The sequence below is a fragment of the Micromonospora sp. NBC_00362 genome (genome assembly GCF_026342155.1).
GTDB classification, from domain to species: domain Bacteria; phylum Actinomycetota; class Actinomycetes; order Mycobacteriales; family Micromonosporaceae; genus Micromonospora; species Micromonospora hortensis.
In genome coordinates this window covers 5,935,151-5,961,503 of the sequence record NZ_JAPENH010000001.1, presented here as the reverse complement: position 1 = coordinate 5,961,503, position 26,353 = coordinate 5,935,151, and the positions used below count along the sequence as shown (strand labels likewise).

The following is a 26,353-nucleotide window of genomic DNA, read 5'->3' as shown; positions in this document are numbered from 1 at the left end:
GCACCCGTGGGTGACCGCGAGCTGTCGTGCTGGGTTGGGGGGTGAGTCAGGGAGTGGCGTGGTCCTTGACCTGGTGGGCGGCGGACTTCGTGTCGTCCTTGACCGCGTGCACGGCGTCCTGAGCGGTGGACTTCACCGAATCGGCGGCCTGCTGGGCCGGCTCGCGCAGCTCGCTGGCCACCTCGCCCAGCTTCTCCTTCACGGCCCCGCTGTGCTCGCTGACCTTGGCCTTCACCTGGGTGGCGGCCTGCTGCTCGCGGCGGGAGGCCGGGATCAGCGACGAGGCCAGCCAGCCGACCCCGAACGCGATCAGGCCGGCGGCGAGAGGGTTGCCCTGGGACCTCTGCCGGATCACCCGCGGCGCGCTGTGCGCGGCGTCGCTGACGGTGGTCGCCGCCGAGTGCGCGGCGTCGCTGACGCTGGAGGCCGCCGACGAGGCGCGGTCACCCACCGAGTGGGCGGCCTGGCCGGTGCCGTGGCCGAGGTCAGACGCGGTTCCCATGACCTTGTCCCTCACATTCTGCAGAGCGGAACGGGCCCGCTGCTTGCGGTCGTCGACGATGCGGCTGGGGCTGACCTTGTACGCCAGCGCGTCCACATCGGAGCTGAGGCTGTTACGGGTGGCTTCGATCTCCCGGCGGATCTGATCGGGATCGGTGCTCATCGGGTTACTCCCTCCGGGTGCGGCTTGAGCGCGTCGGGGATCCGCTGCACGCTGTCGTTGGTCTGCTTGAGCCCGCGTACGTGCTGGGCGTTCTTCTTGGCCATCGAGTAGAGGACCGCGGCGACCACGGCCCAGATCACGGCCACGATCAGCGCGGCCAGACCGGAGTCCATGACGTTGTCCAGGAACTGCCAGATGGCGATGGACACGAAGAGGGCCACCATGTAGCCGCCGAAGCCGGCACCGCCGAAAAGGCCCGCGGCCTTGCCGGCCTTCTTGCCCTCCTGCCGGATCTCGGCCTTGGCCAGCTCGACCTCCTGACGCATCAGCGTCGACAGGTCGGTGGTGACCTGACGCATCAGGTCACCCAGCGAGCTGCCCTTCACCTCCGACGCGGTGTGCGGGGCACCCGCGTCAGGGTGGTAACCGGAGTCCAGTCCGGACCCCTGCGTCGGCATGCTCATGCCGTCGCCTCCCTTCGGATGACTACGCGGCTCACGGGCGGGGGCTGCCGCTGGACGGCACGCCCGGCAGCGGGTCGGTCTGGGTCACCGGCGGCAGCGGCTGGCCGGTGCCGGAGTGCTCCGGGTAGTCGCCCCGGCCCGGCTCGGAGGAGCCGCCGGACGCCGGGTCGGCGTAGGTGCCGGGCGTCTGGTCGGTGTAGCCACCGGACGTCGGCGGGGTGTGCGTACCGGGGGTCGGGTCGAGGTAGCCACCCGGCGGGACGGCGTCCGGCACCGCGCGGGGCGCCGGCGGCTGCGTCGGGATCACGGCGGTCTGCTCCGGGTCGTACGCCCCGGAGCCCCGGAAGGTCGAGGACCCGTTGCCGGAGTCGTCGCCGCCGGCCGAGATGCCACGGGTCAGCCGGCCGGCCAACACACCGAGCACCGCCGCGCCGACCAGGAAGGTGCCCGGGTTACGCCGCGCGTAGTCGCGTACCTCGGTGATCAGGTCGCCGGGCTCGCGCTGCTCAAGCCAACCGGCGACACCCTGCACCCGGTCGGCGGCCTGGCGGGCCAGCTCGGTCACCGGGCCGGCCTGGCCACCCTGCTCGGCCATCGAACGCATCTCGTCGGCCAGCGAACGCAGCCCACCGGCGGCTCGGCGCTGCTGCTCACCGGTCTGGCTGGCGAGCTGGCTGCGGGCCTCGCCGTACAGGTTGCGGGCCTGCCGGGCCGCCTCACGGCCGACCTCGGTGCCCTGCTCCTTGGCGGTCTGGGCGACAGCGCCACCAGCCTGCGCGGCCTCCGACCCGACCTGGCGCGCCTGGTCGCGGACGCCACCGCCGTTGGTCGACTGCTGCCCGTACGTGGAAGACGTAGGTGAAAGATCGTAAGTCATGATTTCCCTTCCGCTCAGAAAGTCGTAGCGGTTGTGCTGGGGGGATGCGGCGCGTTGCCGCCGCCGCTGACCATTCACCTACCCTGCGTTTCGGCTTCCATACCTCTTCGTGCATTTATCTGCGCGGCGCACCGGTTGGTCTTCACAATGGAGGATCGTCGGGCTGCGTCACGTCGCCGCTGCGGACAGTGAGGTTCGCGAGGCCGGTAGATCCACGGAGGGGGCAGCGATGGCACGAGGCGCACGGGGCGGCCGAGCGGCCGGTCCTCGACCCCGGGTCCAGCTGGCCGCACTGGTCGTGGCCGGGGTCTTCCTGCTGATCGGCGTCCTCGGCTTCGTCCCCGGCATCACCACCGACTACGGCGAGCTGCGGTTCGCCGGGCACCACTCGGACGCCCACCTGCTCGGGCTGTTCCAGGTGTCGATCCTGCACAACGTGGTGCACCTGCTCTTCGGGCTGGTCGGCCTGGTGCTGGCCCGCAGCGTCGCCGGTGCCCGCGTCTTCCTGGCCGCCGGTGGCGCGATCTACCTCGCCCTCTGGCTGTACGGCCTGGCGATCGAGGCGGTCAACCCGGAGGGCGGGGCGAACATCCTGCCGGTCAACGACGCCGACAACTGGCTGCACCTCGCGCTCGGCTTCGGGATGCTCGCGCTCGGGCTGCTGCTGTCGAACCAGGCCGGCACCGGCGGACGCCTGGACAACCCCGCCGACCGGCACTGAACTGGACTTTTGTGGTTTCGCGGTCACGCCCGCAGGGGTAAGTCGACCGGCGAAGGAGGTGCGACCATGCCTCGTTGGCTGCGTGACAACGCCCTGGCCGTCGCCATGCTGGGAGCGTTCCTGGTCTTCCTGGTGTTGCAGAGCGTCTTCGGCTGGCAGACCCACAACGAGGAGCTGACCGAGTTCGGGGCCGCGCCGCTGAGCTGGCCGGCGTACCTGACCACTGGGCACTTCGCCGAGGCGGTCTTCGAGAACTGGGAGTCCGAGTTCCTCCAGATGGGCGGTTACGTGCTGCTCACCGCGTACCTGGTGCAGCGGGGCTCGGCCGAGTCGAAGCCGATGGACCAGACCGACCGACCGGAGGACGACGAGCGCCGGGCGACCCCGCAGTCACCCTGGCCGGTACGCGTCGGCGGCCTGCCGCTGGTGATCTACCGGAACAGCCTCTCCCTCGCGCTGCTGCTGATCTTCGCCGGTTCGTTCGTCGGTCACCTGCTCGGCGGCACCGCCGCCTACAACCAGGAGCAGGCGCTCCAGAGCGGGGCACCGCCGATCGGGGTGTGGGAGTTCCTCGGCACCAGCGACTTCTGGTTCCAGTCCATGCAGAACTGGCAGAGCGAGTTTCTCGCGGTCGGCGCGCTGATCCTGCTGAGCATCGTGCTGCGCCAACACGCCTCGCCGGAGTCGAAGCCGGTGACCGTCGAGCACGCCAGCACCGGCGCCTGAGAAGGCGACGCGGCAGCGGCGAGGCGACCGTCAGGCCGCGACCGGCAACCGCTTGGCGAAACAGACGCTGTACGCGTTGCCCACGTACTCGCCGTAGACGGGGATCTGCTGGTAGCCACACGCCGTGTACAAGGCGATAGCGGCCGGCAGGTAGGTGCCCGTCTCCAGGCAGACCACCGAGTGCCCCTGCCGGAACGCGCACTCCTCCAGCGCGGCGAGCAACTGACGACCAATCCCCCGCCCCCGGTACGCGGGCCGGACGTACATCCGCTTGACCTCGCCGGTCTCGGCATCGAGCGCCTGGAGGCCCCCGCAGGCGACCGCCCGACCGTTCACCACCGCCGCCAGGTAGCGGACGTCGTCATGGGGGACGAAGACCTGCCCGTCCAACCCGCCATCGGCCTCGCGCAGCTCACGCTGCTGCGCAATGACCAGGGCGGCGATCTCCGGATCGGTGGCAGGCCGGGACTCGATCAGCATCACCCCACGCTAGGACGCGTGGATTTCTGGGAGGTTTCCGGAAATCAACCCCACCACGGAGCGCAACGAACTACTCGGCGTCGTCCTCGTCGTCGATGTCGTCGTCGGACGCGTCCGCGCCCAGATCGTCGGCCGAGCGCACCCGGCGAGCCTTCCGGGCGGCGAGTCGATCCGCGGCGGAGGCCCGGTTCGACTTCTCCTCCAGGCGGACGTCGGTGCCCCGGTTGCCGGGTTTGAAGTCCACACCGGCGAAGAGCGTCGGCTGCCAGTCGAACTCGCGCACACCGATCCGGACCAGATCACCGGGCTGCGCGCCGGCCTTGGCCAGCTTGTCCTCCACCCCGAGCCGGGCCAGCCGGTCAGCCAGGTAGCCGACCGCCTCGTCGTTGTCGAAGTTGGTCTGCTTGACCCAGCGCTCCGGCCGGACACCGCGCACCGTGAACGAGCCGTCCGCCTCAGCCGTGATGGTGAAACCATCGTCGTCCACGGCGATCGGGCGGATGACGATCCGGGTCGGCTCGGCGGGCGGAGCGGCCTTACGCTCTGCGTCGACCAGATCGGCCATCGCGTAGGTCAGCTCCTTGAGCCCCTCCCGGGTGGCCGCGGAGACCTCGAACACCTGGTAACCGCGCTCCTCCAGGTCGGGGCGCACGATCTCGGCGAGGTCACGGCCGTCCGGCACGTCGATCTTGTTGATGGCGACCAGCCGTGGACGGTCGGTCAGGCCGCCGTACTGGCTCAGCTCGGCCTCGATGGCGTCGATGTCGGCCACCGGGTCTCGGCCGGGCTCCAGGGTCGCCGAGTCGATGACGTGCACCAGCACGGCGCAGCGCTCGATGTGCCGCAGGAACTCCAGGCCCAGACCCTTACCGGTGGCAGCGCCAGGGATCAGGCCCGGCACGTCCGCGACGGTGAAGGTGTGGTTGTCCATCCGGACCACGCCGAGGTTGGGCACCAGTGTGGTGAACGGGTAGTCGGCGATCTTCGGCTTCGCGGCGGAGATCACCGAGATCAGCGACGACTTGCCGGCGGACGGGAAGCCCACCAGGCCCACATCGGCGACGCTCTTCAGCTCCAGCACGATGTCGAGTTGGTCGCCGGGCTCCCCCAGCTCGGCGAAGCCGGGGGCCTTGCGCTTGGCGTTGGCCAGCGAGGCGTTGCCCCGCCCGCCGCGCCCGCCGCGGGCGACCTCGAAGGTGGTGCCGGCGCCGACCATGTCGGCCAGCACGGTGCCGTCGGAGGTCTGCACCACGGTGCCGTTGGGCACCTTCAGCACCAGGTTGTGGCCGTTGGCCCCGTCCCGGTTCGAGCCGGCGCCGCCCTTGCCGTTGTCGGCCTTGACGTGCGGGTGGAAGTGGAAGTCGAGCAGCGTGGTCACCTGCGGGTCGACCACCAGGGACACACTGCCCCCGTGCCCACCGTTGCCGCCGTCCGGCCCACCGAAGGGCTTGAACTTCTCGCGGTGGATCGAGGCACAACCGTGCCCGCCATCGCCGGCCTGCAGATGCAGAACGACCCGGTCAACGAACGTTGCCACGGCGTCAATCCTTCCAGCGAGGTCCAACCTCGCACTTCGCTAAAAAGGCTAAGCGGGCCGGGACCCGGAGGTCCGCGGCCCGCTTAGCCCGAGAACTACTGCTGCGGAACGATGCTGACGGTCTTGCGACCGCGCTTGGTGCCGAACAGGACCGCACCGGCGGACAGCGCGAACAGCGTGTCGTCGCCGCCACGGCCGACCAGGTCACCGGGGTGGAACTTGGTGCCACGCTGCCGGATGATGATCTCACCGGCGCTGACGACCTGACCACCGAAGCGCTTCACGCCGAGTCGCTGGGCCGCGGAGTCACGACCGTTACGCGAGCTGGACGCACCCTTTTTGTGAGCCATTGGAGGACGACCTACTTCCCGCTGGAGATGCCGGTCACCTTGACCTGGGTCAACGGCTGACGGTGACCCTGGCGCTTGTGGTAGCCAGTCTTGTTCTTGAACTTGTGGATCCGGATCTTCGGGCCCTTGGTGTGCGCGGCGATTTCGCCGGACACCGCGACCTCGGCAAGCTTCGCCGCGTCGGTCACCAGGTCGTCACCGTCGACGAGGAGCACCGCGGTGAGCTTCACCGCGTCACCGGGGGCACCGGTGAGCTTCTCGACCTCGATCACGTCGCCCTCGGCGACCTTGTACTGCTTGCCGCCGGTCTTGACGATCGCGTACATCGGAGGCGGACTCCCTGTCGTTGAGGCTGCTGGCGGTCGTTCCCGCAGCGGCTCGCCGGGTAGCAGTGCACGGCGGCGCGGGCACACGGGAACTCGGCACACCAAAGGTGGGCCGCAGGCAAGAGTACGCCATCGCGAGCCCGGACCCCAAACCGGCCCGCCCTGGTCAGCGCGCGCAGAGCTGGTCGAGGCGCTGCTGGAGCCGGTCGAGTTCGGTCTCGTCGATCGACTCGACGTCGGCACCGAGAGCGGAAACCTCGGTGCCGAGGTCGGTGAGCAGCGTCTTGAGCTGCGGATCGTCGGTCCGCTCCGACTGCTCCCGCAGTACGGTCCGCCACTTCGCCAGCGCCGCCTCGGCCCGTACCCGGGCAGCCTCGGCCGTACGGCTGTCCCCGGCGCCCACCGCCGCGAGCATCCGACCCAACTCCCCCACGTACGTCCGGACGGCGGTCGTGCTGGCCTCCTGCGCGGCGGCGCAGACCTCGGTGGCGTTGCCGCCCGCCACACCACCGCTGGCCGGCATGCCGGTCGGGCCGGGAGGGGTGCCAGCGGCCGCCGAGCCAGCGCCCTCGGCGGTCCCACCGGTGGAGCAGCCGGCCGCGACGGAGAGCATGGTGAGCAGCGCGGTGAGCGCGAGCAGACGGCGCATCTTCTTCTCCTGACCTGGGACGGCCGATCGACGACCGGGTGGCCACAACGACGAGGTCCCTCCCCCGTCACTTTGCCGGGAGAGGGACCTCGTCAAACACGGGGCCGGTCAGGCGCTCAGGGGCGGGTCCGCCGACGTGCGCCACCGCGACGCGACCGGCGACGGCCGCCCCCGCCCTCGGTGGTCTCCTCGTCGCCCTCACCGTCAGCGAGCGCGTCCGGATCGTCCGCCGCGGCCAGCCGGGCCGACTCGCCCTGCTGAGCGTCGGAGATCGCCGGTGCGGCGGCGGTGTCCGACTCGTAGCGGGACAGGTCGTAGCCCATGGTGTCCTGGTAGTCGGCGCCCGGCTCGGCCGTGGTGTCGGTGTCGACGACCTCGACAGCAGTCCGCTCGGCCGCGGCCGGGGCGTTCTTGCGTGCCCTGCGGCGGGACGAGGTGGCACCCTGCTCGGCCACCGGAGCCGGAGCGGGAGCCACCGCCGAGGCGACAGCCTTGACCTTCTCCCCCGCACCGGCGGGACGCGGCTTCTCCGGCACCGGCTCGGTGTGGATGATGACGCCCCGGCCCTTGCAGCACTCGCAGGTCTCGCTGAACGCCTCCAGCAGGCCCGCGCCGATCCGCTTACGGGTCATCTGCACCAGGCCGAGCGACGTGATCTCGGTGACCTGGTGCTTGGTGCGGTCCCGGCCCAGGCACTCGGTGAGCCGGCGCAGCACCAGCTCACGGTTCGACTCCAGCACCATGTCGATGAAGTCGATCACGACGATGCCGCCGATGTCCCGCAGCCGGAGCTGACGGACGATCTCCTCCGCCGCCTCCAGGTTGTTGCGGGTGACCGTCTCCTCCAGGTTGCCCCCGGAGCCGGTGTACTTGCCGGTATTGACGTCGACGACAGTCATCGCCTCGGTGCGGTCGATCACCAGCGAGCCGCCGGAGGGCAGGAAGACCTTGCGGTCCAGGCCCTTGATGATCTGCTCGTCGATCCGGTACTCGGCGAAGACGTCACTCGTGCCGACGTGCCGGCGCACCCGGTCGACAAGGTCCGGGGAGACGTGCGACAGGTACGACTCGACGACGTCGTACGACTGCTCGCCCTCGATCACCAGCTCGCGGAAGTCCTCGTTGAACAGGTCCCGGACAACCCGGATGACCAGGTCGGGCTCCCCGTAGAGCAGCGCCGGAGCGCCACCCTCGGCGGCCTTGGCCTGGATGTCCTCCCACTGCGCCTGGAGCCGCTTGACGTCGCGGGCCAGCTCGTCCTCGGTGGCGCCCTCGGCTGCCGTCCGGACGATCACGCCCGCGCCGTCCGGGACCAGCTTCTTGAGCACGTCCCGCAGCCGCTTGCGCTCGTTGTCCGGCAGCTTGCGGCTGATCCCCGAGGCGTTGCCGTTGGGTACGTAGACCAGGTGCCGGCCCGAGAGCGCGATGTGGCTGGTCAGCCGTGCGCCCTTGTGCCCGATCGGGTCCTTGGTGACCTGGACCAGTACCGAGTCGCCGGAGCGCAGCGCCTGCTCGATCGAGCGGGCCCGCCCCTCCAGCCCGGAGGTGTCCCAGTTGACCTCACCGGCGTACAGCACGGCGTTGCGGCCCCGACCGACGTCGACGAACGCGGCCTCCATGCTCGGCAGCACGTTCTGCACCTTGCCGAGGTACACGTTGCCGGCCATCGTCCCGGAGGAGTTGCGAGTGACGTAGTGCTCGACCAGCACGCCGTCCTCCAGGACGGCGATCTGGGTACGGTCACCGCGCTGGCGGACCGCCATCACCCGGTCGACGGCCTCCCGGCGCGCCAGGAACTCCGACTCGCTGAGGATCGGCGGGCGGGTACGGCGCTGCTCCCGACCGTCCCGGCGGCGCTGGCGCTTGGCCTCCAGCCGGGTCGAGCCGGACACACCCTGCACCTCGTCGACGGTCCGGCGCGGCTCGCGGATCTTCACCACGGTCGGCACACCGTCGTCCGCCGCGCCCTCGGTGTCACCGGCGCCCCGACGACGACGGCGACGACGACGACGGGTCAGACCGTCCCCGCCCTCGGACTCCTCGTCCTCGTCGGCCTCGGCCTCTGCCTCGGCGGTCTCTTCCTCGTCGGCCTGCGCCGCCTCCTCGGACTCCTCGTCCTCGGCGTCGTCGGCCCCGCCCTTGCCCCGGCCCCGGCCCCGGCGACCACGCCGGCGGCGGCGACGCGCGGCGGCGCTGTCCTCGTCGTCCTCATCCGCCTCGGCGGCCTCGTCGGCCTCGTCGGTCGGCTCCTCTTCGGCCTCGATGGCCTCGATCGGCTCCACCGGCTCGACCTCGCGGCGGCCACGCCGACGGCGGCGGGACGGCTCGGCGGCCTCCTCGACGGCCGGCTCCTCGGTCGCCGCGGCGGGCTCCACCGGTCGGGTCACCGGCACGGCGTCCGGCTGGGGTGCCATGAACAGCACTGTGGGCGCGGAGAGCGCGGCGCGTCGACGACGGGTACGCGGCTGTTCCGGCTCGATCTCGGCCGGCTCGTTCGGCTCATCCGTCACACCGGAGACGGCCACACCCGGTGGCACCTCGCCGGAGCGGTCCTGCGCACCGCTACTCCAGGCCAGCTCGGCGGCGGACGTGCTCGGAAGGGCCGGGGAGTCGTTCAACTCGGCCTCGGCCTCGCGCAGGTCGGACTCCGCCGGCTCCTCGGCGATGTCCGGCTCCTCGACGACCGGCTCCTCGACCGCAAGCGGCTCGTCGGCGGCGGCCGGCTGCTCGGCGGCGGGCGGCTCCTCGACGGCCGCCGGCGTGGCCTTCTTTCGCCGGGTACGGGTCACCTTGACCGGCGGCACCACCTCGGCCGAGGCCGCCTCCGCAGAGGCGGCGACCAGCGGCTCCTCGGCGGTCGTCTCGACGGGGGTGGCCTTGCGGCGGCGTCGGGGGGTCTTCGGTGCGACGTCCAGGTCACCGGAGACCGGGGCGAAGACCTCCGCCTGCGGCGACTCGACGTTGCCGGCGCCACCGGTGGGCGCCTCGATCGGGGCGTCGGTCTGCTCCGGCTGGTTGAGCGGGGCGGCCCGACGACGGGTCGCCCGGGTGCGCCGCACCGGGGCGGCCGGTTCGGCGGCCTCAGCGGGAGCGCTCTCCGCGCCGGCCGGTTCCACCGAGGCCGAACCGACAGCCGTGGTGGAGGTCTCGACGGCGGCGCCGTCGGCCGTGGTGCTCTGGTCGGCGGTGTCACCGGCCGGCTGTGAACCGGTCCGTTCGCCGCCCTCGGGCTCGTTCTCGAGCATGGACGTTCTCCAGTTCTGGCTAGCCCGGGCGCGGGTGAGCGCTGCCACGCAGGGTCGCCGCAAAAGTGTTTCCGCCGGGCGCGCGTGGTGCGCGACCGCCGAAGTCTGCCTGCCAGAACACCGACCGTCGGTCAGTGCCCAACGATGGCTGCCCCGTCGCGGTCCGCATCCAACGGATCCACGATCGCACCCTGCGCGGTCAACGTGCCCTGAGCCAGCCGTGTCACCCTCGGCGAAACCGGCGGCTCCAGGTCGGCCACCACGCGGAGGCCGGAAAGGACGTCATCGGGCCGTACGGACGGGGTGACCTGCCGCACGACCAGTTCGAGTATCGCACACGGTACGGCCGGCGCCCCGGAAGGCGTCGGCGTAGGCAGTTGGACATCGATCGATATCACGGCGGCTCGGGCGTCGAAAGTACGTCGGCCCTGCTTGGTCATCCGCTCGACCAGCACCTCCTCGGCCGCGACGAAGGCGTCCACCGCGGCGCGCAGCACCGCGGTGTCGACCTCAGGCAACTCGATGTGCCAGTGCGACGCCTCGATCCGGTCCGGCAGGTTGCCCCCTTCGGCGATCACGGCGTCCAGGACGTCCAGCCCCGGCGAGAGCGCGGCGTCCAACGCGGCGCGCAACGCCTCCGGGTCGACGGTCGCCTGAAGGGCGATTTCCAGGTACTCCGCCTCGCTCGCCACCCCGGTCGGCGCGGCGCTCGCGTAGGAGATCTTCGGGTGCGGGTGAAAACCCTGGGAGAAGGCGACCGGCACAGCGGCCCGGCGTAGCGCGCGCTCGAACGCCCGGGCGAAGTCCCGGTGCGAGGTGAATCGCAGCGGCCCGCGCTTGGCGTACCGGATGCGGACGCGCTGGACGACCGGTGCCTGGCCGCCCTCGGGTTGAGGCTTTCTGGCGATCGTGGGCTCCTCGGGTGTACCTGCGTGTCCGCCCATCCTGGCGCAGGGCTCGTGACGGTACGCAGCCGGGGCGGCCGAGCCGCCGGACAGACGGTCACCAACCGGTCGCCGGGGTCGTGACCACCCGGCGCGAAAGCCGATGGCCGGCCGGCGACACAGAGGTCACCAGCCGGCCACCCTGATCGGGACGGGTTACCGCTCTCTCGGCGGCGCGGGCGGTGTCCCGCCGGGCGGCGGGCCGTAGCCGGAGGGCGGGGTGTAGCCCGAGGGCGGGGCATAACCGGAAGGCGGGGCATATCCGGCAGGAGGGGCATGACCGGGCGGGGGTGGGTAGCCCGGCGGTGGGGCGTAACTCGCGTCAGGCGACGGGTACGCGCCCTGGGCCGCCCGGTCGAGCACCTCGTCCGGGATGTCGGCGGCCCGGGCCGCCTCCCGCCGGTACCGACGGCGGTTCCAGATGAGGAAGACCACCAGACCCAGCAGCAACACCAGCACCACGGCGATGCCGATGCCGATCACCATGACCTGCTGGTCGGTGGGGCCACCGCGATCGCCGTGCTGGGTGACGTCGAACTCCTCGTCCGCGCCCTCGGCACGGGCCGGACCGGGGTCGGTCGCCGCCGCGGCCGGGTCGAGCAGCGGGTTGACGGTGACCGCTGGCACGTTGGCCGTCAGCGCCTTGATCGGGTCGATCACCCCGAAGCCGTACTGCGGATCTCGCCCGGACGGGCCCGCGTCGCGCGCGGTCCGGATGATCCGGTTGATCACGCTCGGAGCGTTGAGGTCCGGGTACTTGGCTCGGATCAACGCGGCCAGAGCGGAGACGATCGCAGCGGAGTCGGAGGTGCCGTCACCCCAGCCGTAGCCCCCCTCGTTGGTGACGTTGTAGACGCTGTCGCCGGGAGCGGCGACCACCGACTCCGGCCCCTGGACGGAGCCGGACCAGAACGCGCCGCCCTTGGTCGTCCCGGTCACCGCGATCACACCGGGGGTGTTGGCGGGCTTGCCCACTGTGGTGCGGCCCTGGGCGGTGTTACCAGCGGAGGCGACCAGGACGACGTCACGGTCCAACGCGTACTGGATTGCGCTCTTCTGCACGGGATTGGCGAAGCCGGGGCCACCAATGGACACGTTGATCACTTTGGCCCCACCGTCGACGGCCATCCGGATGCCCCGGGCAATCCCGGCGTCGGTGTAGACCCCGTCCTCCTTGCGCATCTTGATGGGCAGGATCTTCGCGCCGGGAGCGATGCCGTCCACCCCGTCACGGCTGGGTTTCGCCGCGATGATGCCGGCCATGTGCGTCCCGTGCCCGACCTCATCGGCCCGGCCGTCTCCGGAGGCGCCGTAGCTGCGTCCACCGGGAAGCACCTGACCTCGCAGGTCCGGGTGGCTGGCCTCGACGCCGGTGTCGACCACGGCCACCACCACGCCCCGCCCGGTCGAGATCTTGTGCACCTGGTCGATCCGGAGCTCGTCCAGATACCACTGCTCGGCCCGACGGGGGGCGGCGACCGCCGGTTGAGCGGCCCCCACCACCAGGAACCCCGCCACCAGACAGGCGACTACCGGCCGGAGGCCTCCGACGTTCACCCTCATCCGTCCATCCTCATCGAAGGACACCCGGGGACGCACCGTCACCAGGGCCCCACGGATCGTCATCCTCAGTCAACCACGACGAGTGCTCGGAGCCGGTGCCGCCACCCTGCCCGGCACCACCCGCGCCGCCCATCATGCCGCCGCCCATCATTCCGGCACCGCCGACGCCGGCACCACGCGCGCCGCCCGCCATCCCGGCGCCGCCGGCGGCCTGGGCCGTGCGCAACGCGTTCGCCGCGCTCGTCATCGGCGGCAGCTTTCCGTTGCCGCCACCCACCATGCCGGGGATGCCGCCCACGCCGATCCCGGCACCGCCGCCCAGGCCACCACCGGCGCCGCCGCCGATCCCGCCGGCCGAGCCGACGCCGGCACCGCCTCCGAAACCACCGCCGGCGCCACCGAGACCGGCGCTGCCGACCCCGCCGCCGCCGATGCCGCCGCCCAGGCCGCCGACCCCGCCCGGCGTGGCGCCAGCCAGACCGCTGCTGTAGCCAGCGTCACCGTCCGCGTAGCCCGGCAAGCCGGAGCCCGTCGACGGGGGTGTGAACTGACCAGTGCCGCCGGTGGGCGAGCCATCGCCGAGCCCACCGGGCTTGGTCGGGGAGAACGGGTCGACGGCGGACGTCGGACCGCCCGTGTCGCCGATGGTCGGTGGCCTGCTGCCGATCGTGGGGCCGCCACCACCGATGTCGGGCTTCCCGCCGAATTCGCCACCACTGATGTCGGGTCGCCCCGAGGGCGGGACCCGGGGGTCCCGACGAATATCGTCCTCTATATCCGATTTATCCGGGCTGTTGACGGTGAGCTTGGGGCGCTCCGTATAGACAGCCTGGGGCAGCGGCGCCATCGCGGTGTTCGCCGCGTTCTGATTGTCCCGGTACCAGTTGTCCAGGTGGGCTCCGGTGTCCCACCAGCCGCCCCGCTTCTGGTCACCGGCCTGGCCGTCGACCTTCATCGTCGCTTCCAGGTCGTCGGCCTTGTCACGGAACGCGCCGTCGGCGTACGAGCCGGGGTTGTTCTGGTAGTCCTTGCGCAGCGCGGCGAGGAACCCCGACGAGCTCTCGCCGTCGCGGGCATCGTCGAGCTCGGTGCCGTTGGGCAGGCTCCACTCGTTGAAGCCGAAGTCGTCCATCAGGGGGATCGGGATCGTGGAGACCGACTTGCGGATGTCGCCCTCGATCCGCGTCAACGCGCCACTGACGTTCGTCGCGTCGGTGATGAGATCCTCGATCTGCTTGCCGATCTTGCCCAGGTGCTCGCGGTACGCATCGCCACCGCTGCCCTGCCAACCGGCGAGCATCCCGGGCAGACCGCCGACGTGCGGGCGCTCCTGGCCCGTCGCGATCGGACCGACGAACGATCGACCGACGAGCGCGTCCCGCAGTTGCTGCAGGCCGCTCGAGAGGTTGCTCCAGCCCGCTCCGACCGATCCGACCGTTTCCGGGTCCGCGGAGAGCGTCACCTCGCGGACGCACCGCTCCCAGGTTCCTCCAGCCATGACGTCCCCCTCAGGCCGTGTACGGGTAGGTGGGTGCGCCGCTGGCAGTGGGCGGCGGCGCCGCCGATTCCAGCAGCCGCTCGATCTCCTTGCCGTTGGCGCCGTTACGCGCCTCGGTGTCGCGGAACGCCTTGGCGATCTCCTCGGTGCCCTCCTTCAGCGCGGCGAGCTTCTGGGAGAGCGTCGTGAGGTGCGCTTCCATGTTCGCCGTGGAGGTCTCCAGGGCCCGCCACTGCATGACGGCGTCCTCGTACGCGCCGAAGGGAGTGCCGTTCGGGACGGTCTGGGCGTTGTTGCTGTCGCCCTTCATCCGCGTCTTGATGCGTTCCATCTCGTACTTGATGGTGTCGTCGATGTACTGCCTGAGCCGCTCGACGTACGTGGCGGCGGCGTCCAGGTCCTCGACGCTGACTTGCAGATCGCCGATGCTCGGCGGCGGGATGCTGCCCATGCGTTTCCTCCCCCGTCCCCGACCCGCCGGGTCGGTCCATGTCAGACGCAGCGTATCGAGTCTGACCTAGTCGAGGCAGCCCCAGCCACCAGCACGTGGTACAGATGGCTGCCGATCTCGCGGAAGGTCCGGTGCGGGCCACCGCGCGGGCCGAGCCCGAACAACGCCAACGGGCCCGCGAGACGCGGACCCGTTGGCGTGACATGTCGGATGTGGAGGGTGGTGGGTCACCGCCGACCGGCGCTGCCCGAAGGCAGCCCGGTCAGGGGTGCGAGTGCGAGTGCGAGTGGCCCGACGGGACCTTCATGCCGTTGCCACCCAGCGGGGTGAGCGGCAGAAGCTTCTTGCCGGTGGGGCCGATCTGGATCTCGGTGTCCATCGACGGGCAGACGCCGCAGTCGAAGCAGGGCGTCCACCGGCAGTCGTCCTGCTCGAACTCGCTGAACGAATCCTGCCAGTCCTGCCAGAGCCAGTCCTTGTCCAGACCCGAGTCGAGGTGGTCCCAGGGCAGGACCTCCAGCTCGTCGCGCTGACGGGTGGTGTACCAGTCGAGGTCCACCCCGAACGCGGGCAGCGTCTCGGCCGCGGCCTCCACCCAGCGCTGGTACGAGAAGTGCTCGCTCCACCCGTCGAACCGGCCGCCGTTCTCCCAGACCTTGCGGATGACCGAGCCGACCCGGCGGTCACCCCGGGAGAGCAGCCCTTCGATGAGCGACGGCTCGCCGTCGTGGTAGCGGTAGCCGATGGCCCGGCCCAGCGACCGGTCCGCGTTGATGGCCTGCTTGAGGATCTTGAGCCGGTGGTCGATGACCTCCGGACGGTCCATCGCTGCCCACTGGAACGGGGTGTGCGGCTTCGGCACGAACCCGCCGATGGAAACGGTGCAGCGGATGTCCTTGGAGCCGGTCGCGGCCCGGCCGGCCCTGATCACCTCGTGGGCCATCTCGGCGATCTCGAGGACGTCCTCGTCGGTCTCGGTGGGCAGGCCGCACATGAAGTAGAGCTTCACCTGCCGCCACCCGTTGGTGTACGCGGTGACGACCGTACGGATCAGGTCTTCCTTCGACACCATCTTGTTGATGACCTTGCGGATCCGCTCCGACCCGCCCTCCGGGGCGAAGGTCAGGCCGGTACGCCGCCCGTTGCGGGACAGCTCCTGCGCGAGGTCGATGTTGAAGGCGTCCACCCGGGTCGAGGGCAGCGACAGCGAGACGTTGGTGCCCTCGTACTGCTGGGCGAGGCCCGAGCACATGTCGCCGATCTCGGAGTGGTCCGCCGAGGAGAGCGACAGCAGGCCGACCTCGTTGAAGCCGGAGAACTCCAGGCCCTCGCGGACCATCTGCGCGACAGTGGTGATCGACCGTTCCCGCACCGGGCGGGTGATCATCCCGGCCTGGCAGAACCGGCAACCCCGGGTGCAGCCCCGGAAGATCTCCACCGCGTACCGCTCGTGCACCGTCTCGGCCAGCGGAACGAGGGGCTTCTTCGGGTACGGCCAGGCGTCCAGGTCCATCGTCGTGCGCTTGTGCACCCGGAACGGCACGTCAGCCCGGTTCGGTACGACCCGCTGGATCCGGCCGTCCGGCAGGTAGTCGACGTCGTAGAAGCGCGGCACGTAGACGCTCTCGGTGCGGGCCAGCCGCAGCAGCAGCTCGTCGCGGCCGCCCGGGGAGCCCTCGGCCTTCCACTCCCGGACGATCGCGGTGATCTCCAGGACCGCTTCCTCGCCGTCGCCGAGCACCGCTGCGTCGATGAAGTCGGCGATCGGCTCAGGGTTGAACGCGGCGTGCCCGCCGGCCACGATCACCGGGTCGGCGTCGGTGCGGTCGGCGGCCAGCATCGGGATGCCGGCCAGGTCGATCGCGGTGAGCATGTTGGTGTAACCCAGCTCGGTGGAGAAGGAGATGCCGAACACGTCGAACCCGCGCACCGCCCGGTGCGCGTCGACGGTGAACTGCGGCACGCCGTGCGTGCGCATCAGCGTCTCCAGGTCCGGCCAGACCGCGTACGTCCGCTCGGCGAGGGTGTCGGGCAGCTCGTTGAGCACCTCGTAGAGGATCTGCACGCCCTGGTTGGGCAGGCCCACCTCGTAGGCGTCGGGATACATCAGCGCCCAACGCACGGTGGCCGAGTCCCAGTCCTTCGTCACCGCACCCAACTCGCCCCCGACGTACTGGATGGGCTTGGAGATCTGGGGTAGCAGCGGCTCGAGCTGGGACCACACGGAGTTGGTCGCGGCCGCGCGCGGCGTCGTGGACGGGGCACTCATGATGCCCAAGGGTACGCGTTCGTTCGGCGGCGATCGCGCGCACGCCCGATCGGCGGTGGTGGCGGCGCGGTATTAACCTCGGTTCGGCGCGAGAGGAGATTGCCGCGATGCCGGAGCCCCAGCCGGGAGCACGGCCGGCCGACGGGAGCACCCCGGGCGCGGAGCCGGAGCGGGACCGGACGGTCGCCGACGAGCCGACCTCCCCACCCGTACCCTCGGACCAGCCGGAACCCTCGGACCACCAGGAACCCCCGGACCACCAGGAACCCCCGGACCAGCCGGAACCCCCGGACCACCAGGAGCCCCCGGACCAGCCGGACCCGCCTGAAGCCCCGGACCAGCCGGAACCCTCGGACCAGCCGGAGCCCGCCGCGACCGCTGAGGTCCCGGCGCCCAGGTGGAGTGGTTCGGCCCCGGTACCGCCGCCGCTGCCCCGCCGAACCGCCTGGGGCGAGTCGGCCGAGCCGACCCCTCCCCCGCCGGTGACCGTCGGGCCGCCGGAGCACCAGACCCCTGTCGACCCGTGGGCCGGCGTGGACACCGGCGGCTGGGACCTGCCCTCCGCCGAACTGCCCCCGCTACCGCCCACGCTGTCGTATCCGACGCCGCCGGACACCCGGCAGTGGTCCGGGCCGCCCGCTCCTCCGGCCCCGTCGCGGGACACCCGGCAGTGGCCCGGGCCGCCCGTTTCCCCGGCCGGGTCGCACCCGGTGCCACCGCCGGCCGCCCCGAGCGCACCCCGGGCCGTCGGACCCATGGTGCCGGCCCGGCCGATGTCGCCACCCGCACCACCCGCGCCGCCGAAGGTGCCGAAGCAGCGCCGAGGTCGGCGATCCGCAGCGCCACCGCCGACGCCGCCCGGTTGGCAGGCCCCCAAGGGGTACGGGCCGGCGCCGGCCCGCCGACGACGCCGCTGGCCGTGGCTGCTGCTGCTCACCCTGGCCTGCTGCTGTGGCTGCCCCGCCTACTACGGGTTCCCGATCTCGGCCCAGTACCCGGCGCGCGCGGCCCTGCCCGTCCAGGTGGACGACCTCAGCCTGCGGCAGGACAGCCGCAGCACCGAGGCCGCCCAGAAGTTGGAGAACGAGGTACGCAAGGAGCACTGGCTGGCCGAGGACACGTTCGCCGGCGTCTACGCCACGACGAGCGGCAAGCGGGTGACCGTCTTCGGCGGCACCGGTTTCCGGCTGAGCCCGGAGTCGGACGCGGAAGCCGAGATCAGCCGGCTCACCGACCGATACGCGTTGGATGCCCCGGAGAGCGTGGACACCGGCGTGCGGGGCAGGCACGAACGGTGCGCGGTGGGTAGCGCCGACGGCAGTGCCGTGGTGGTCTGCACGTCGGTGGACCACGGCAGCATCGCCACCGGCGTCTTCACCCGACTCTCCGTCGCCGACAGTGCCGACCTGCTGGGCACCCTGCGCGCCCAGATCGTCCAGCCCGAGCGGGGCTGAGCCGGACACCGGCTGACCGGGGCGCGGTGATTCGCACCCGGGGCGCTCGGCCCAAGCGGCACGCGCACCGGCGGCAGTCGTGACGTAGCGTCACGGCGCACCGAGGCCACGAGGCAGAAGGCGGTATACCTCTGAGTCATATTTATGACTCAGAGGTATACCGCCTTTGAGACCGGGTGCTTCGCGACCGGAAGGCCAGGAGGCCAGGAGGCCAGGAGGCCAGGAGGCCACGGGCCAGGCAGGGTGCGCCCGGCGGGGTCAGGCCTCGCGGGTCGGGTCCGGGTGGGCGCGCGGCGGGGCGTAGCGGGGGACGTACTCCTGGCCGGTGAGCTTCTGGATCTCACTCATCAGCTCGTCGGTCATCTGCCGCAGCGAGGTGCGGTCGTCCGGTCGGCCGGTGAAGTCCAGCGGCTTGCCGAATCGAACCGTGATCTTGGCAGTGCCCGGCCGGGGCACCCGGGCACCGATCGGCTGCGCCTTGTCCGTGCCGATCATGCCGACCGGGATGATCGGCACGCCGGCCGAGATCGCCAGCCGGGCCGCGCCGGTCCGCCCCCGGTAGAGCTTGCCGTCCGGCGAGCGGGTGCCCTCCGGGTAGACCACCACCAGGTCACCGCCCCTGAGCGCCGGGATCGCCGCGTCGAACGCGGACAGCGCCGCCCGGCCACCGGCCCGCTCGACCGGGATCGCACCCAGGCCGGTGAGGACGAACTTGGAGATCGCACCCTTCACGCCGGCGCCCTTGAAGTATTCCGACTTGGCCCAGAACGCCAGGTGCCGGGGCACTACCGTGCCGAGGAACAACTCGTCGGCCACCGAGAGGTGGTTGCCGGCGAAGACAGCGCCACCGGTCTCCGGCACGTGTTCCAGCCCCTCCACGGTCGGGCGGAACGCCAACCGCAGCGTGGGCGCCACGGTGAGCTTGCCGATGGTGTAGAGCAGGGGCACTGGTCCTCCGGCAGATCAGGTGCGAACAGGCGGTGTCACGGTAGCGGACGCCTCCACACCTCCCGGACGGAGGTGGTGAGGCGCCCGCACCCTGGCGCTGGTCCGTTATACCCGGCGGACGACCACAGTTACCCGCTCACCATCGCCGACCTCGCCAGCGAAGCCCTCCAGACCCTCGACGGCGGAGCCGTTCCGGCCCTCGACGGCGGAGCCGCCCGGGCCCTCGGCGAAGTCCACCGAGTCGGCCAGCACCTCCGCGGAGACGAAGTCGACGTACGCGGACACCGCCGCGCGTACCTCGTCAGACGCCGACACCAACACCACGATCCGGTCCGAGACGTCCAGATCGGCGTCCCGGCGGGCCTGCTGCACCACCCGCACCACGTCGCGGGCCAGCCCCTCGGCTGCCAACTCGGGGGTGACGTCGGTGTCCAGCACCACCACGCCCTCGCCGCCGGGCAGCGGCGCGGAATGCTCGGCGTCGGCGGCGACCAGGCGCAACTCGTACTCACCCTCGGCGAGGGTGACGCCGGCGGCCACCGGGGCACCGTCGACCAGCTCCCACTCGCCCGCCTTGACCGCCTTGATCACCTGCTGCACCTGCTTGCCGACCCGTGGGCCGAGCGCCCGGGGGACCACAGTCAACACCTGCTCGCAGTACGCGGACAGCTCCGCGCTGAACTCCACGGTCTTCACGTTGACCTCGTCGGCGACCAGGTCGGCGAACGGCCGCAGTTGCTCCGCGGCCGGCGAGGCCACTGTCAGCTTCGACAGCGGCAGTCGCACCCGCAGCCCCTTGGCCTTGCGCAGCGACAGCGCCGCCGAGGCGACCGCCCGCACGTTGTCCATCGCGGCGACCAGGTCGTGGTCGGCCGGGAACTCGCTCGCCTCCGGCCAGTCGGTCAGATGCACCGAACGCTCCCCGGTCAGGCCACGCCAGATCTCCTCCGCGGTCAGCGGCGCGAGCGGCGCCACCACCCGGCAGAGGGTCTCCAGCACCGTCGACAGGGTGTCGAAGGCGTTGGCGTCACCGGACCAGAACCGGTCCCGGGACCGGCGCACGTACCAGTTGGTCAACGCGTCCAGGTAGGACCGGACGGTGGCGCAGGCACCGGAGATGTCGTACGCGTCCATCTGCGCGCCGACAGTGGACACCAGCTCGTTCGTCTTCGCCAGCACGTACCGGTCGAGCAGGTGGGTGGAGTCGGTGCGCCGCCGCGCCTGGTACCCGTCGGCGTTGGCGTAGAGCGTGAAGAAATACCACACGTTCCACAGCGGCAGCAGCACCTGCCGGACGGCGTCGCGGATGCCCGCCTCGGTGACCGCCATGTCCCCACCGCGCAGCACCGGCGAGGACATCAGCATCCAGCGCATGGCGTCCGAGCCGTACGCGTCGAAGACGTGGTAAACGTCCGGGTAGTTGCGCAGGCTCTTGGACATCTTGCGCCCGTCCGAGCCGAGCAGGATGCCGTGGCTCAGGCAGTTGCGGAACGCCGGCCTGTCGAACAGCGCGGTGGCCAGCACGTGCATCGTGTAGAACCAGCCGCGGGTCTGCCCGATGTACTCGACGATGAAGTCACCCGGGTAGTGGTGCTCGAACCAGTCGGCGTTCTCGAACGGGTAGTGCACCTGGGCGAACGGCATGGACCCGGACTCGAACCAGCAGTCCAGCACCTCCGGCACCCGGCGCATCATCGACTGACCGGTCGGGTCGTCCGGGTTGGGGCGGACCAGGTCGTCCACCGCCGGCCGGTGCAGGTCGGTCAGCCGTACGCCGAAGTCCCGCTCGATGTCGGCCAGCGAACCGTAGACGTCCAGGCGCGGGTAGTTCGGGTCGTCGGACTTCCACGCCGGGATCGGCGAGCCCCAGAACCGGTTCCGGCTGATCGACCAGTCCCGGGCGTTGGCCAGCCACTTGCCGAACGAGCCGTCCTTGATGTGGCCGGGCGTCCAGTTGATCTCCTGGTTCAGCTCGACCATCCGGTCCCGGAACTGCGTCACCGCGACGAACCACGACGACACCGCCTTGTAGACCAGCGGGGTGTCGCAACGCCAGCAGTGCGGGTACGAGTGGGTGTAGGTGTCCTGCTTGAGCACCACCCCCCGGTCCTTCAGTTCCCGGATCACCGGCTTGTTGACGTCGAAGACCTGCTCACCCTGGTACGGCTGGACCAGCGCGGTGAACCGGGTGTGGTCGTCCACGGTGACGATGGTGGGGATGCCTGCGGCGTTGCAGACGTTCTGGTCGTCCTCACCGAAGGCCGGGGCCAGGTGCACGATCCCGGTGCCGTCCTCGGTGGTGACGAACTCCGCGCCGAGCACCTGGTAGGCGTTCTCCCCGGCCTGCTCGACGAGGAAGTCGAACAGCGGCGTGTAGCGGCGTCCGGCCAGGTCCCGGCCGTACACCGTGCCGACCTGCTCGTAGCCCTCCAGCTCCTTGGCGTACGCGGCCAGCCGCGCCGCCCCCACCAGGTAACGGTCGCCGTCGCGTTCGAGCACCGCGTACTCGATGTCGGGCCCGACGGCGAGCGCCAGGTTCGACGGCAGGGTCCACGGCGTGGTGGTCCAGACGCCCAGCTTGACCGGCCCGCGCACCAGCTCCGGCGCGGACTCGTCGGCGGTCAGCTCGAACCACACCGACAGGGTGGGGTCGTGCCGGTCCCGGTAGACGTCGTCCATCCGGGTCTCGGTGTTCGACAGCGGCGTCTCACAGCGCCAGCAGTACGCCAGCACCCGGAAGCCCTCGTAGATCAGACCCTTGTCGTGCAGGGTCTTGAAGGCCCACATGACGCTTTCCATGTAGTCCAGGTCGAGGGTCTTGTAGTCGTTGGTGAAGTCGACCCAGCGGGCCTGCCGGTTGATGTACCGCTCCCAGTCCTGGGTGAACTCCAGCACCGAGGCGCGGCAGGCCTCGTTGAACCGGTCCACGCCCAGGTCGATGATCTCCGCCTTGCTGGTGATGCCGAGCTGCTTCTCGGCCACCACCTCGGCGGGCAGGCCGTGGCAGTCCCAGCCGAAGCGCCGCTCGACGTGCCGCCCGCGCATCGTCTGGTAGCGCGGCACCACGTCCTTGACGTAGCCGGTGAAGAGGTGACCGTAGTGCGGCAGGCCGTTGGCGAACGGCGGGCCGTCGTAGAAGACGTACTCGTTCTTGCCGTCCGTGCCGGCGGGGCGGGCCTCGACGCTGGCTTCGAAGGTCTTGTCGGCCGTCCAGTGCTCCAGCACCCGGCGCTCGACCGCGGGCAGGTCCGGGCTCGCCGGGACACCGGCGGCGGTCGGGTCGTGCAACGGATAGGCCATCGGGGGTCGCTCTCCTCATGCAGCTCACTCAACGTGGGTCTGCGAGGACGAACCTCCGGGTACGCCTGGAACGGCGCTCCCGGGTGGCCCGCGGTACCACCCCGCTTGGCGGTCAGGATCGACCGCCCGCTCATTGTCGGCTGTGACGGGCCGCACCCGTCCGGTTCTACTGGGCCGGTTGCCCGGCTGTTCTTCCGGAGGCTCACCGGTGATGGCCGGGTCATCGCCTTACGGGGTCCAACGATACTCGACGCGCCCACCGCCATGCCGTCGACTAACGGCGAACCCGCCCAGGGGCGGGAGAGCCGCCTGACCAGCCCCGCCGACCACTCTCGCCACCTCGCCGGCATGAGCGGGATCACAGCCCCGGTTGTCACGACCCACCCCGGCTTACCCGTCGTAAAGGCGTCGGACCGATCAGGAGGTAGTCGTGCAACGGATGAACCCGGCCGAGGTCGCACCGCAGGCGTACAAGGCCGTCTTGGGGTTGGAGAAGTACGTCCAGACGAATGTCGACCGCACAGTGCTGGAGCTGGTGAAGCTGCGGGCGTCGATGATCAACGGGTGCGCGTACTGCGTGGACATGCACAGCCGGGACGCGCTCGCCGACGGCGAGTCGAGCCGGCGGTTGTTCGCTGTCGCCACCTGGCGGGAGGCACCCTTCTTCGACGAGCGGGAGCGAGCCGCGCTGGCCCTCACCGACGCGGTCACCCGGCTCGGCGAGCACGGGGTGCCGGACGAGGTGTGGGATGACGCCGCGAAGGTCTGGTCGGAGAAGGAACTGGCCGACCTCGTCATCGCGATCGCCACAATCAACGTGTGGAATCGGATCGGGGTGACGATGCGGCTGGAGCCTCCGGCCCAGGCGTGACCACCGAGGCGGCAGCGCAGGCGGCCGGTGCGCTTGAGGCGCACCGGCCCATGCTGCTTGGGCTCGCGTACCGCCTGCTCGGCAGCCGGCACGACGCGGAGGACGTGCTCCAGGAGGCGTACCTGCGCTGGCTGGGTGTGGACCGGACCCGGGTCGAGGAGCCACGCCGGTACCTGTCCCGGGTGGTCACCCGGCTGTCCCTGGACCGGCTGCGGGCCCGGCAGGCGGCCCGCGAGACGTACGTCGGGACGTGGCTGCCCGAGCCGGTGCCGACCGCGCCCTCGCCGTTCGGGCCACTGGACCGGGTGGAGCTACGCGACTCGCTCTCCACCGCGTTGCTGCACGTCCTGGAGCGGCTCACCCCGCCGGAGCGGGCGGTGTACGTCCTGCACACGGCCTTCGACCTGCCGTACGCGGAGATCGCCGAGATCCTGGACCGGTCCGTCGCCGACTGCCGGCAGCTGCACCATCGGGCGACCGCGCGGGTACGGCAGGAGCAGCGTCGGTTCACCGCCAGCCGTCCCGAGCGGGAGCGGCTGCTGGACGCGTTCCTCGCCGCCGCCCGCGACGGTGACCTGGCGAGGCTCACCGACCTGGTGGCCGCCGACGCCACAGCGTGGAACGACGGCGGCGGTCGGGCGCGGGCCGCCCTCAACCCGGTCAGCGGCCCCGACCGGATCGCCCGGTTCTACGCAGGGGTCTACGGTCCGCGTCACCGAGTGGCGATGGATCCGGTCGAGCTCAACGGCGAACCGGCGATGTTGATCACCCGCGCGGACGGCAGTCGGTACACGCTGACCATCGCCGCGGCCGACGGACAGATCACCGGGATCTACGTGGTCGGCAACCCGGCGAAGGTGCCGGCGATCGAATGAACCCGGGCGTCGTCGGTCGATCCCGCCCGGTGGGCGTCAGCCCAGCTCGGGGAACCAGAGCGCGATCTCGCGCTTGGCGCTGTCCGTCGAGTCGGAGGCGTGCACCAGGTTCTCCCGGTTGGACAGCGACAGGTCACCCCGGATGGTGCCGGCGGCGGCCTTGCGTCCGTCGGTGGCGCCGACCAGCCCGCGGACCACGTCGATGACCTGGTCGCCGGAGAGCACCAGGGCGACCAGCGGGCCGCCGGTCATGAAGTCCTTCAGCGGCGGGTAGAACGCCTTGTCGACGTGCTCGGCGTAGTGCTCGTCGGCGAGCGCGGCATCCATCGTCCGGTGCGCCATCGCGTCGATCCGCAGCCCCTTGCGCTCGAAGCGGGAGAGGACCTCGCCGACCAGGCCGCGGCGGACCGCGTCGGGCTTGATCAGAACGAGGCTGCGCTCATCCGGGCTGTTGCTGGACACGCTGGGTTCCTCCTGTACGCGCTGAACGCTTGGGATCGGTACGGTCAGCCTAGCGACCCGGTCCCGGCACCGGCGCGGCGGCCGGTCTTTCCCCCGGTGGCCGATCCGGCCTAGCCTGGTCCTGACCCCGGGAGGTCCACTGTGGCGAATGGCGGGAACCGACCCATCGCGCCGGTACGCAAGCTGATCGGCGCGGTGCTGGGCACCGTGGCCACGTTCGTCGTCCTGTTCGGGCTCGGCATGACGAGTTGGGCCATCGTGGCCCTCGGGGTCGCCCTGCTGGTGCTGGCGATCGCGCTGGCGACCGTACGCGGCGGCGGGCGCACGTGGGTCGTCGGCGTCGGGCACGTGCACAGCGCCTCCGAACCACCCACCCAGTACGCGTTCGGCCGCTGCGAACTGCAACTGGTGATTGACGCCCCTGGTCTGCCGCCGCGGTCCAAGAAGATCATTGAGCCGAGGGTGCCGGTCTCCAAGTGGCCGTCGCTGGGCCAGACCCTGCCGATCCGGGTCGCGTTGGACGACCAGCGGCACGTCAAGGTCCTCTGGGACGAGGTGCCGACCCATGCCGAGACCGCCGCTGCCGTCGCCGATCTTCCGCCGGAGTTCGCCGACGCGGAGGCGATGGACGAGCTGTTGATCCAGCAGGACGCGCCGCCGTGGGCCGACCGCGCACCCGACGACGACTTCCGGGACGACTTCCGCGACCCGGTCGGTGACCCGTTCCGCGACCCGCTCGGTGACCCGCTCGGTGACCCGCTGCGCACCGACCCTTCGCGCGACGACCTCCCGCGCGACGACCCGGGCGTCATGCCCGAGGAGCGCGAGCCCGTGGTGATTCACCAGAGCCCGGGTGGTCCGATGGTGTTGGAGGGCGTCGTCGTCGAGCCCCAGTCCGGTGGGCTGCCCCGACGGGCGACCACTCCGGCGCCGCGCCCGCCCGCCGAGGAGCGCTTCGACGAGCCCGCCGCCGACCGGTTCGACGCTTCGCAGGCGGGCGGCACGACCGCCGCGCCGGCCGAGGACCCCGTCGAACCGCCCGGCGCGCAGCGCTTCGACCAGCCCGACGCGCAACGCTTCGACCAGCCCGACGCGCAGCGCTTCGATCCACCTCCCGCGCAGCGGTCCGGCCCTGGCGCGGCCGACCCGCTGGACCCGCTCGATCTTCCGCTGGACGATCCCTCCCCGGCCGGGGCCGCACGCGCGACAGTGACCGACGAGGAGCTGGACCAGGCGATCTTCGGGTTCGACGCCGGCTCGGCTGCGGACCCGGCCGCGCCGATCAGCGGGGTGGGCCTCACCCTCCTGGTCACCGACCTGCCCCGGTCGCTCCGTTTCTACCGTGACGTGCTCGGCTTCAGCGAGGTCGACCAGGGTGCCCACAACGCCGTCCTGGCCTCCGGGTCGACCCGGATCGTCCTGCGCGAGGTGACCGGGGCGGCGCCCATCAGCCGTCGACTCGTGCACGTCAACCTTGAGGTGAGCGACATCGAGGCGGCGTACGAGCGGTTGCGCGGGTCGGGCGTCCGGTTCACGTACGCGCCCCGGGTGGTCAACAGGGGCACCAAGCTCGAGGGGTGGGCGGCGGCCTTCCGCGACCCGGATGGCCACGGCGTCGCGCTCACCCAGTGGCGCGAACGCGCCGACGCCTGACCCGGCCCGCCTTCGGACGGCGCCAG

Annotated in this window: 23 protein-coding genes; 6 read left to right on the top strand and 17 right to left on the bottom strand. The window is 71.3% G+C overall.

Annotated features, from left to right (window positions below; genetic code table 11):
* Nucleotides 1-46 precede the first annotated feature (46 nt).
* The 3 genes from OG992_RS27520 to OG992_RS27510 are packed head-to-tail and all read right to left on the bottom strand — an operon-like array spanning nt 47 to nt 2,005.
* Nucleotides 47-664 carry a DUF3618 domain-containing protein gene (locus tag OG992_RS27520; protein WP_266304636.1) on the bottom strand — a complete coding sequence of 206 codons (618 nt, stop codon included), beginning with the start codon at nt 662-664 and terminating at the stop codon, nt 47-49.
* Nucleotides 661-1,128: a phage holin family protein gene (locus tag OG992_RS27515; RefSeq protein WP_238678469.1), complete on the bottom strand. Its 468-nt coding sequence runs from the start codon at nt 1,126-1,128 to the stop codon at nt 661-663. The genes OG992_RS27520 and OG992_RS27515 overlap by 4 nt, the downstream gene beginning before the upstream one ends.
* 31 nt (nt 1,129-1,159) lie before the next feature.
* Entirely contained in the window at nt 1,160-2,005 is an 846-nt protein-coding gene (locus OG992_RS27510) for a hypothetical protein (RefSeq protein WP_266304635.1), read from the bottom strand.
* A 229-nt stretch (nt 2,006-2,234) separates the two neighbouring features.
* Here OG992_RS27510 and OG992_RS27505 point away from each other — a divergent pair, with 229 nt between their 5' ends.
* Nucleotides 2,235-2,726, top strand: a complete 492-nt coding sequence (locus OG992_RS27505; RefSeq protein WP_266304634.1) for a DUF4383 domain-containing protein — start codon at nt 2,235-2,237, stop codon at nt 2,724-2,726.
* Nucleotides 2,727-2,792: 66 nt separating this feature from the next.
* A complete protein-coding gene (locus tag OG992_RS27500) occupies nt 2,793-3,452 on the top strand; it encodes a DUF6766 family protein (protein ID WP_266304633.1) in 660 nt (219 codons plus the stop codon).
* Between the two features lie 30 nt (nt 3,453-3,482).
* On the opposite strand, the gene OG992_RS27495 is transcribed toward OG992_RS27500, so the two are convergent.
* From OG992_RS27495 to OG992_RS27445, 11 genes are all read right to left on the bottom strand, one after another.
* Nucleotides 3,483-3,932, bottom strand: a complete 450-nt coding sequence (locus OG992_RS27495) for a GNAT family N-acetyltransferase (protein WP_238685117.1) — start codon at nt 3,930-3,932, stop codon at nt 3,483-3,485.
* Nucleotides 3,933-4,002: 70 nt separating this feature from the next.
* Nucleotides 4,003-5,469: a GTPase ObgE gene (obgE, locus tag OG992_RS27490; protein ID WP_238685118.1), complete on the bottom strand. Its 1,467-nt coding sequence runs from the start codon at nt 5,467-5,469 to the stop codon at nt 4,003-4,005.
* A 95-nt stretch (nt 5,470-5,564) separates the two neighbouring features.
* Nucleotides 5,565-5,819: a 50S ribosomal protein L27 gene (rpmA, locus tag OG992_RS27485; protein ID WP_007464062.1), complete on the bottom strand. Its 255-nt coding sequence runs from the start codon at nt 5,817-5,819 to the stop codon at nt 5,565-5,567.
* 11 nt (nt 5,820-5,830) lie between these two features.
* A complete protein-coding gene (rplU, locus tag OG992_RS27480; RefSeq protein WP_007464063.1) occupies nt 5,831-6,145 on the bottom strand; it encodes a 50S ribosomal protein L21 in 315 nt (104 codons plus the stop codon).
* A gap of 166 nt (nt 6,146-6,311) precedes the next feature.
* Complete coding sequence (locus OG992_RS27475) at nt 6,312-6,794, bottom strand: hypothetical protein (protein ID WP_266304632.1); 483 nt, start codon at nt 6,792-6,794, stop codon at nt 6,312-6,314.
* A gap of 116 nt (nt 6,795-6,910) precedes the next feature.
* Nucleotides 6,911-10,039, bottom strand: coding sequence for an Rne/Rng family ribonuclease (locus tag OG992_RS27470; protein WP_266304631.1), 3,129 nt, complete (start codon nt 10,037-10,039; stop codon nt 6,911-6,913).
* A gap of 131 nt (nt 10,040-10,170) precedes the next feature.
* Nucleotides 10,171-10,983: a TIGR03936 family radical SAM-associated protein gene (locus tag OG992_RS27465; RefSeq protein ID WP_266304630.1), complete on the bottom strand. Its 813-nt coding sequence runs from the start codon at nt 10,981-10,983 to the stop codon at nt 10,171-10,173.
* A 156-nt stretch (nt 10,984-11,139) separates the two neighbouring features.
* The gene (mycP, locus tag OG992_RS27460; RefSeq protein ID WP_266304629.1) at nt 11,140-12,546 is read right to left on the bottom strand and encodes a type VII secretion-associated serine protease mycosin; all 1,407 of its coding nucleotides are present in this window, start codon (nt 12,544-12,546) and stop codon (nt 11,140-11,142) included.
* Between the two features lie 10 nt (nt 12,547-12,556).
* Nucleotides 12,557-14,044, bottom strand: coding sequence for a WXG100 family type VII secretion target (locus OG992_RS27455; protein ID WP_266304628.1), 1,488 nt, complete (start codon nt 14,042-14,044; stop codon nt 12,557-12,559).
* A gap of 10 nt (nt 14,045-14,054) precedes the next feature.
* Nucleotides 14,055-14,495, bottom strand: coding sequence for a hypothetical protein (locus tag OG992_RS27450; protein ID WP_196919316.1), 441 nt, complete (start codon nt 14,493-14,495; stop codon nt 14,055-14,057).
* 262 nt (nt 14,496-14,757) lie between these two features.
* The gene (locus OG992_RS27445; RefSeq protein ID WP_238685124.1) at nt 14,758-16,764 is read right to left on the bottom strand and encodes a TIGR03960 family B12-binding radical SAM protein; all 2,007 of its coding nucleotides are present in this window, start codon (nt 16,762-16,764) and stop codon (nt 14,758-14,760) included.
* 107 nt (nt 16,765-16,871) lie between these two features.
* On the opposite strand from OG992_RS27445, the gene OG992_RS27440 reads away from it, so the two are divergent.
* The gene (locus OG992_RS27440; protein WP_266304627.1) at nt 16,872-18,218 is read left to right on the top strand and encodes a hypothetical protein; all 1,347 of its coding nucleotides are present in this window, start codon (nt 16,872-16,874) and stop codon (nt 18,216-18,218) included.
* 258 nt (nt 18,219-18,476) lie between these two features.
* Here the strand turns inward: OG992_RS27440 and OG992_RS27435 are convergent, their stop codons facing one another.
* Nucleotides 18,477-19,166 (bottom strand): 1-acyl-sn-glycerol-3-phosphate acyltransferase, encoded by a 690-nt coding sequence (locus OG992_RS27435; RefSeq protein WP_238685126.1) that lies wholly within the window; start codon nt 19,164-19,166, stop codon nt 18,477-18,479.
* A 105-nt stretch (nt 19,167-19,271) separates the two neighbouring features.
* Nucleotides 19,272-22,466 carry an isoleucine--tRNA ligase gene (ileS, locus tag OG992_RS27430; RefSeq protein WP_266304626.1) on the bottom strand — a complete coding sequence of 1,065 codons (3,195 nt, stop codon included), beginning with the start codon at nt 22,464-22,466 and terminating at the stop codon, nt 19,272-19,274.
* Nucleotides 22,467-22,896: 430 nt separating this feature from the next.
* Between ileS and OG992_RS27425 the strand changes: the two genes are divergently transcribed.
* Nucleotides 22,897-23,337: a carboxymuconolactone decarboxylase family protein gene (locus OG992_RS27425; RefSeq protein WP_238685128.1), complete on the top strand. Its 441-nt coding sequence runs from the start codon at nt 22,897-22,899 to the stop codon at nt 23,335-23,337.
* Nucleotides 23,334-24,212 (top strand): RNA polymerase sigma factor SigJ, encoded by an 879-nt coding sequence (sigJ, locus tag OG992_RS27420; RefSeq protein ID WP_266304625.1) that lies wholly within the window; start codon nt 23,334-23,336, stop codon nt 24,210-24,212. The genes OG992_RS27425 and sigJ overlap by 4 nt, the downstream gene beginning before the upstream one ends.
* 36 nt (nt 24,213-24,248) lie before the next feature.
* Here sigJ and ndk read toward each other — a convergent pair whose 3' ends face one another.
* Entirely contained in the window at nt 24,249-24,674 is a 426-nt protein-coding gene (gene ndk, locus OG992_RS27415) for a nucleoside-diphosphate kinase (RefSeq protein WP_088949743.1), read from the bottom strand.
* Between the two features lie 141 nt (nt 24,675-24,815).
* On the opposite strand from ndk, the gene OG992_RS27410 reads away from it, so the two are divergent.
* Nucleotides 24,816-26,327 carry a VOC family protein gene (locus tag OG992_RS27410; protein ID WP_266304624.1) on the top strand — a complete coding sequence of 504 codons (1,512 nt, stop codon included), beginning with the start codon at nt 24,816-24,818 and terminating at the stop codon, nt 26,325-26,327.
* Nucleotides 26,328-26,353 lie beyond the last annotated feature (26 nt).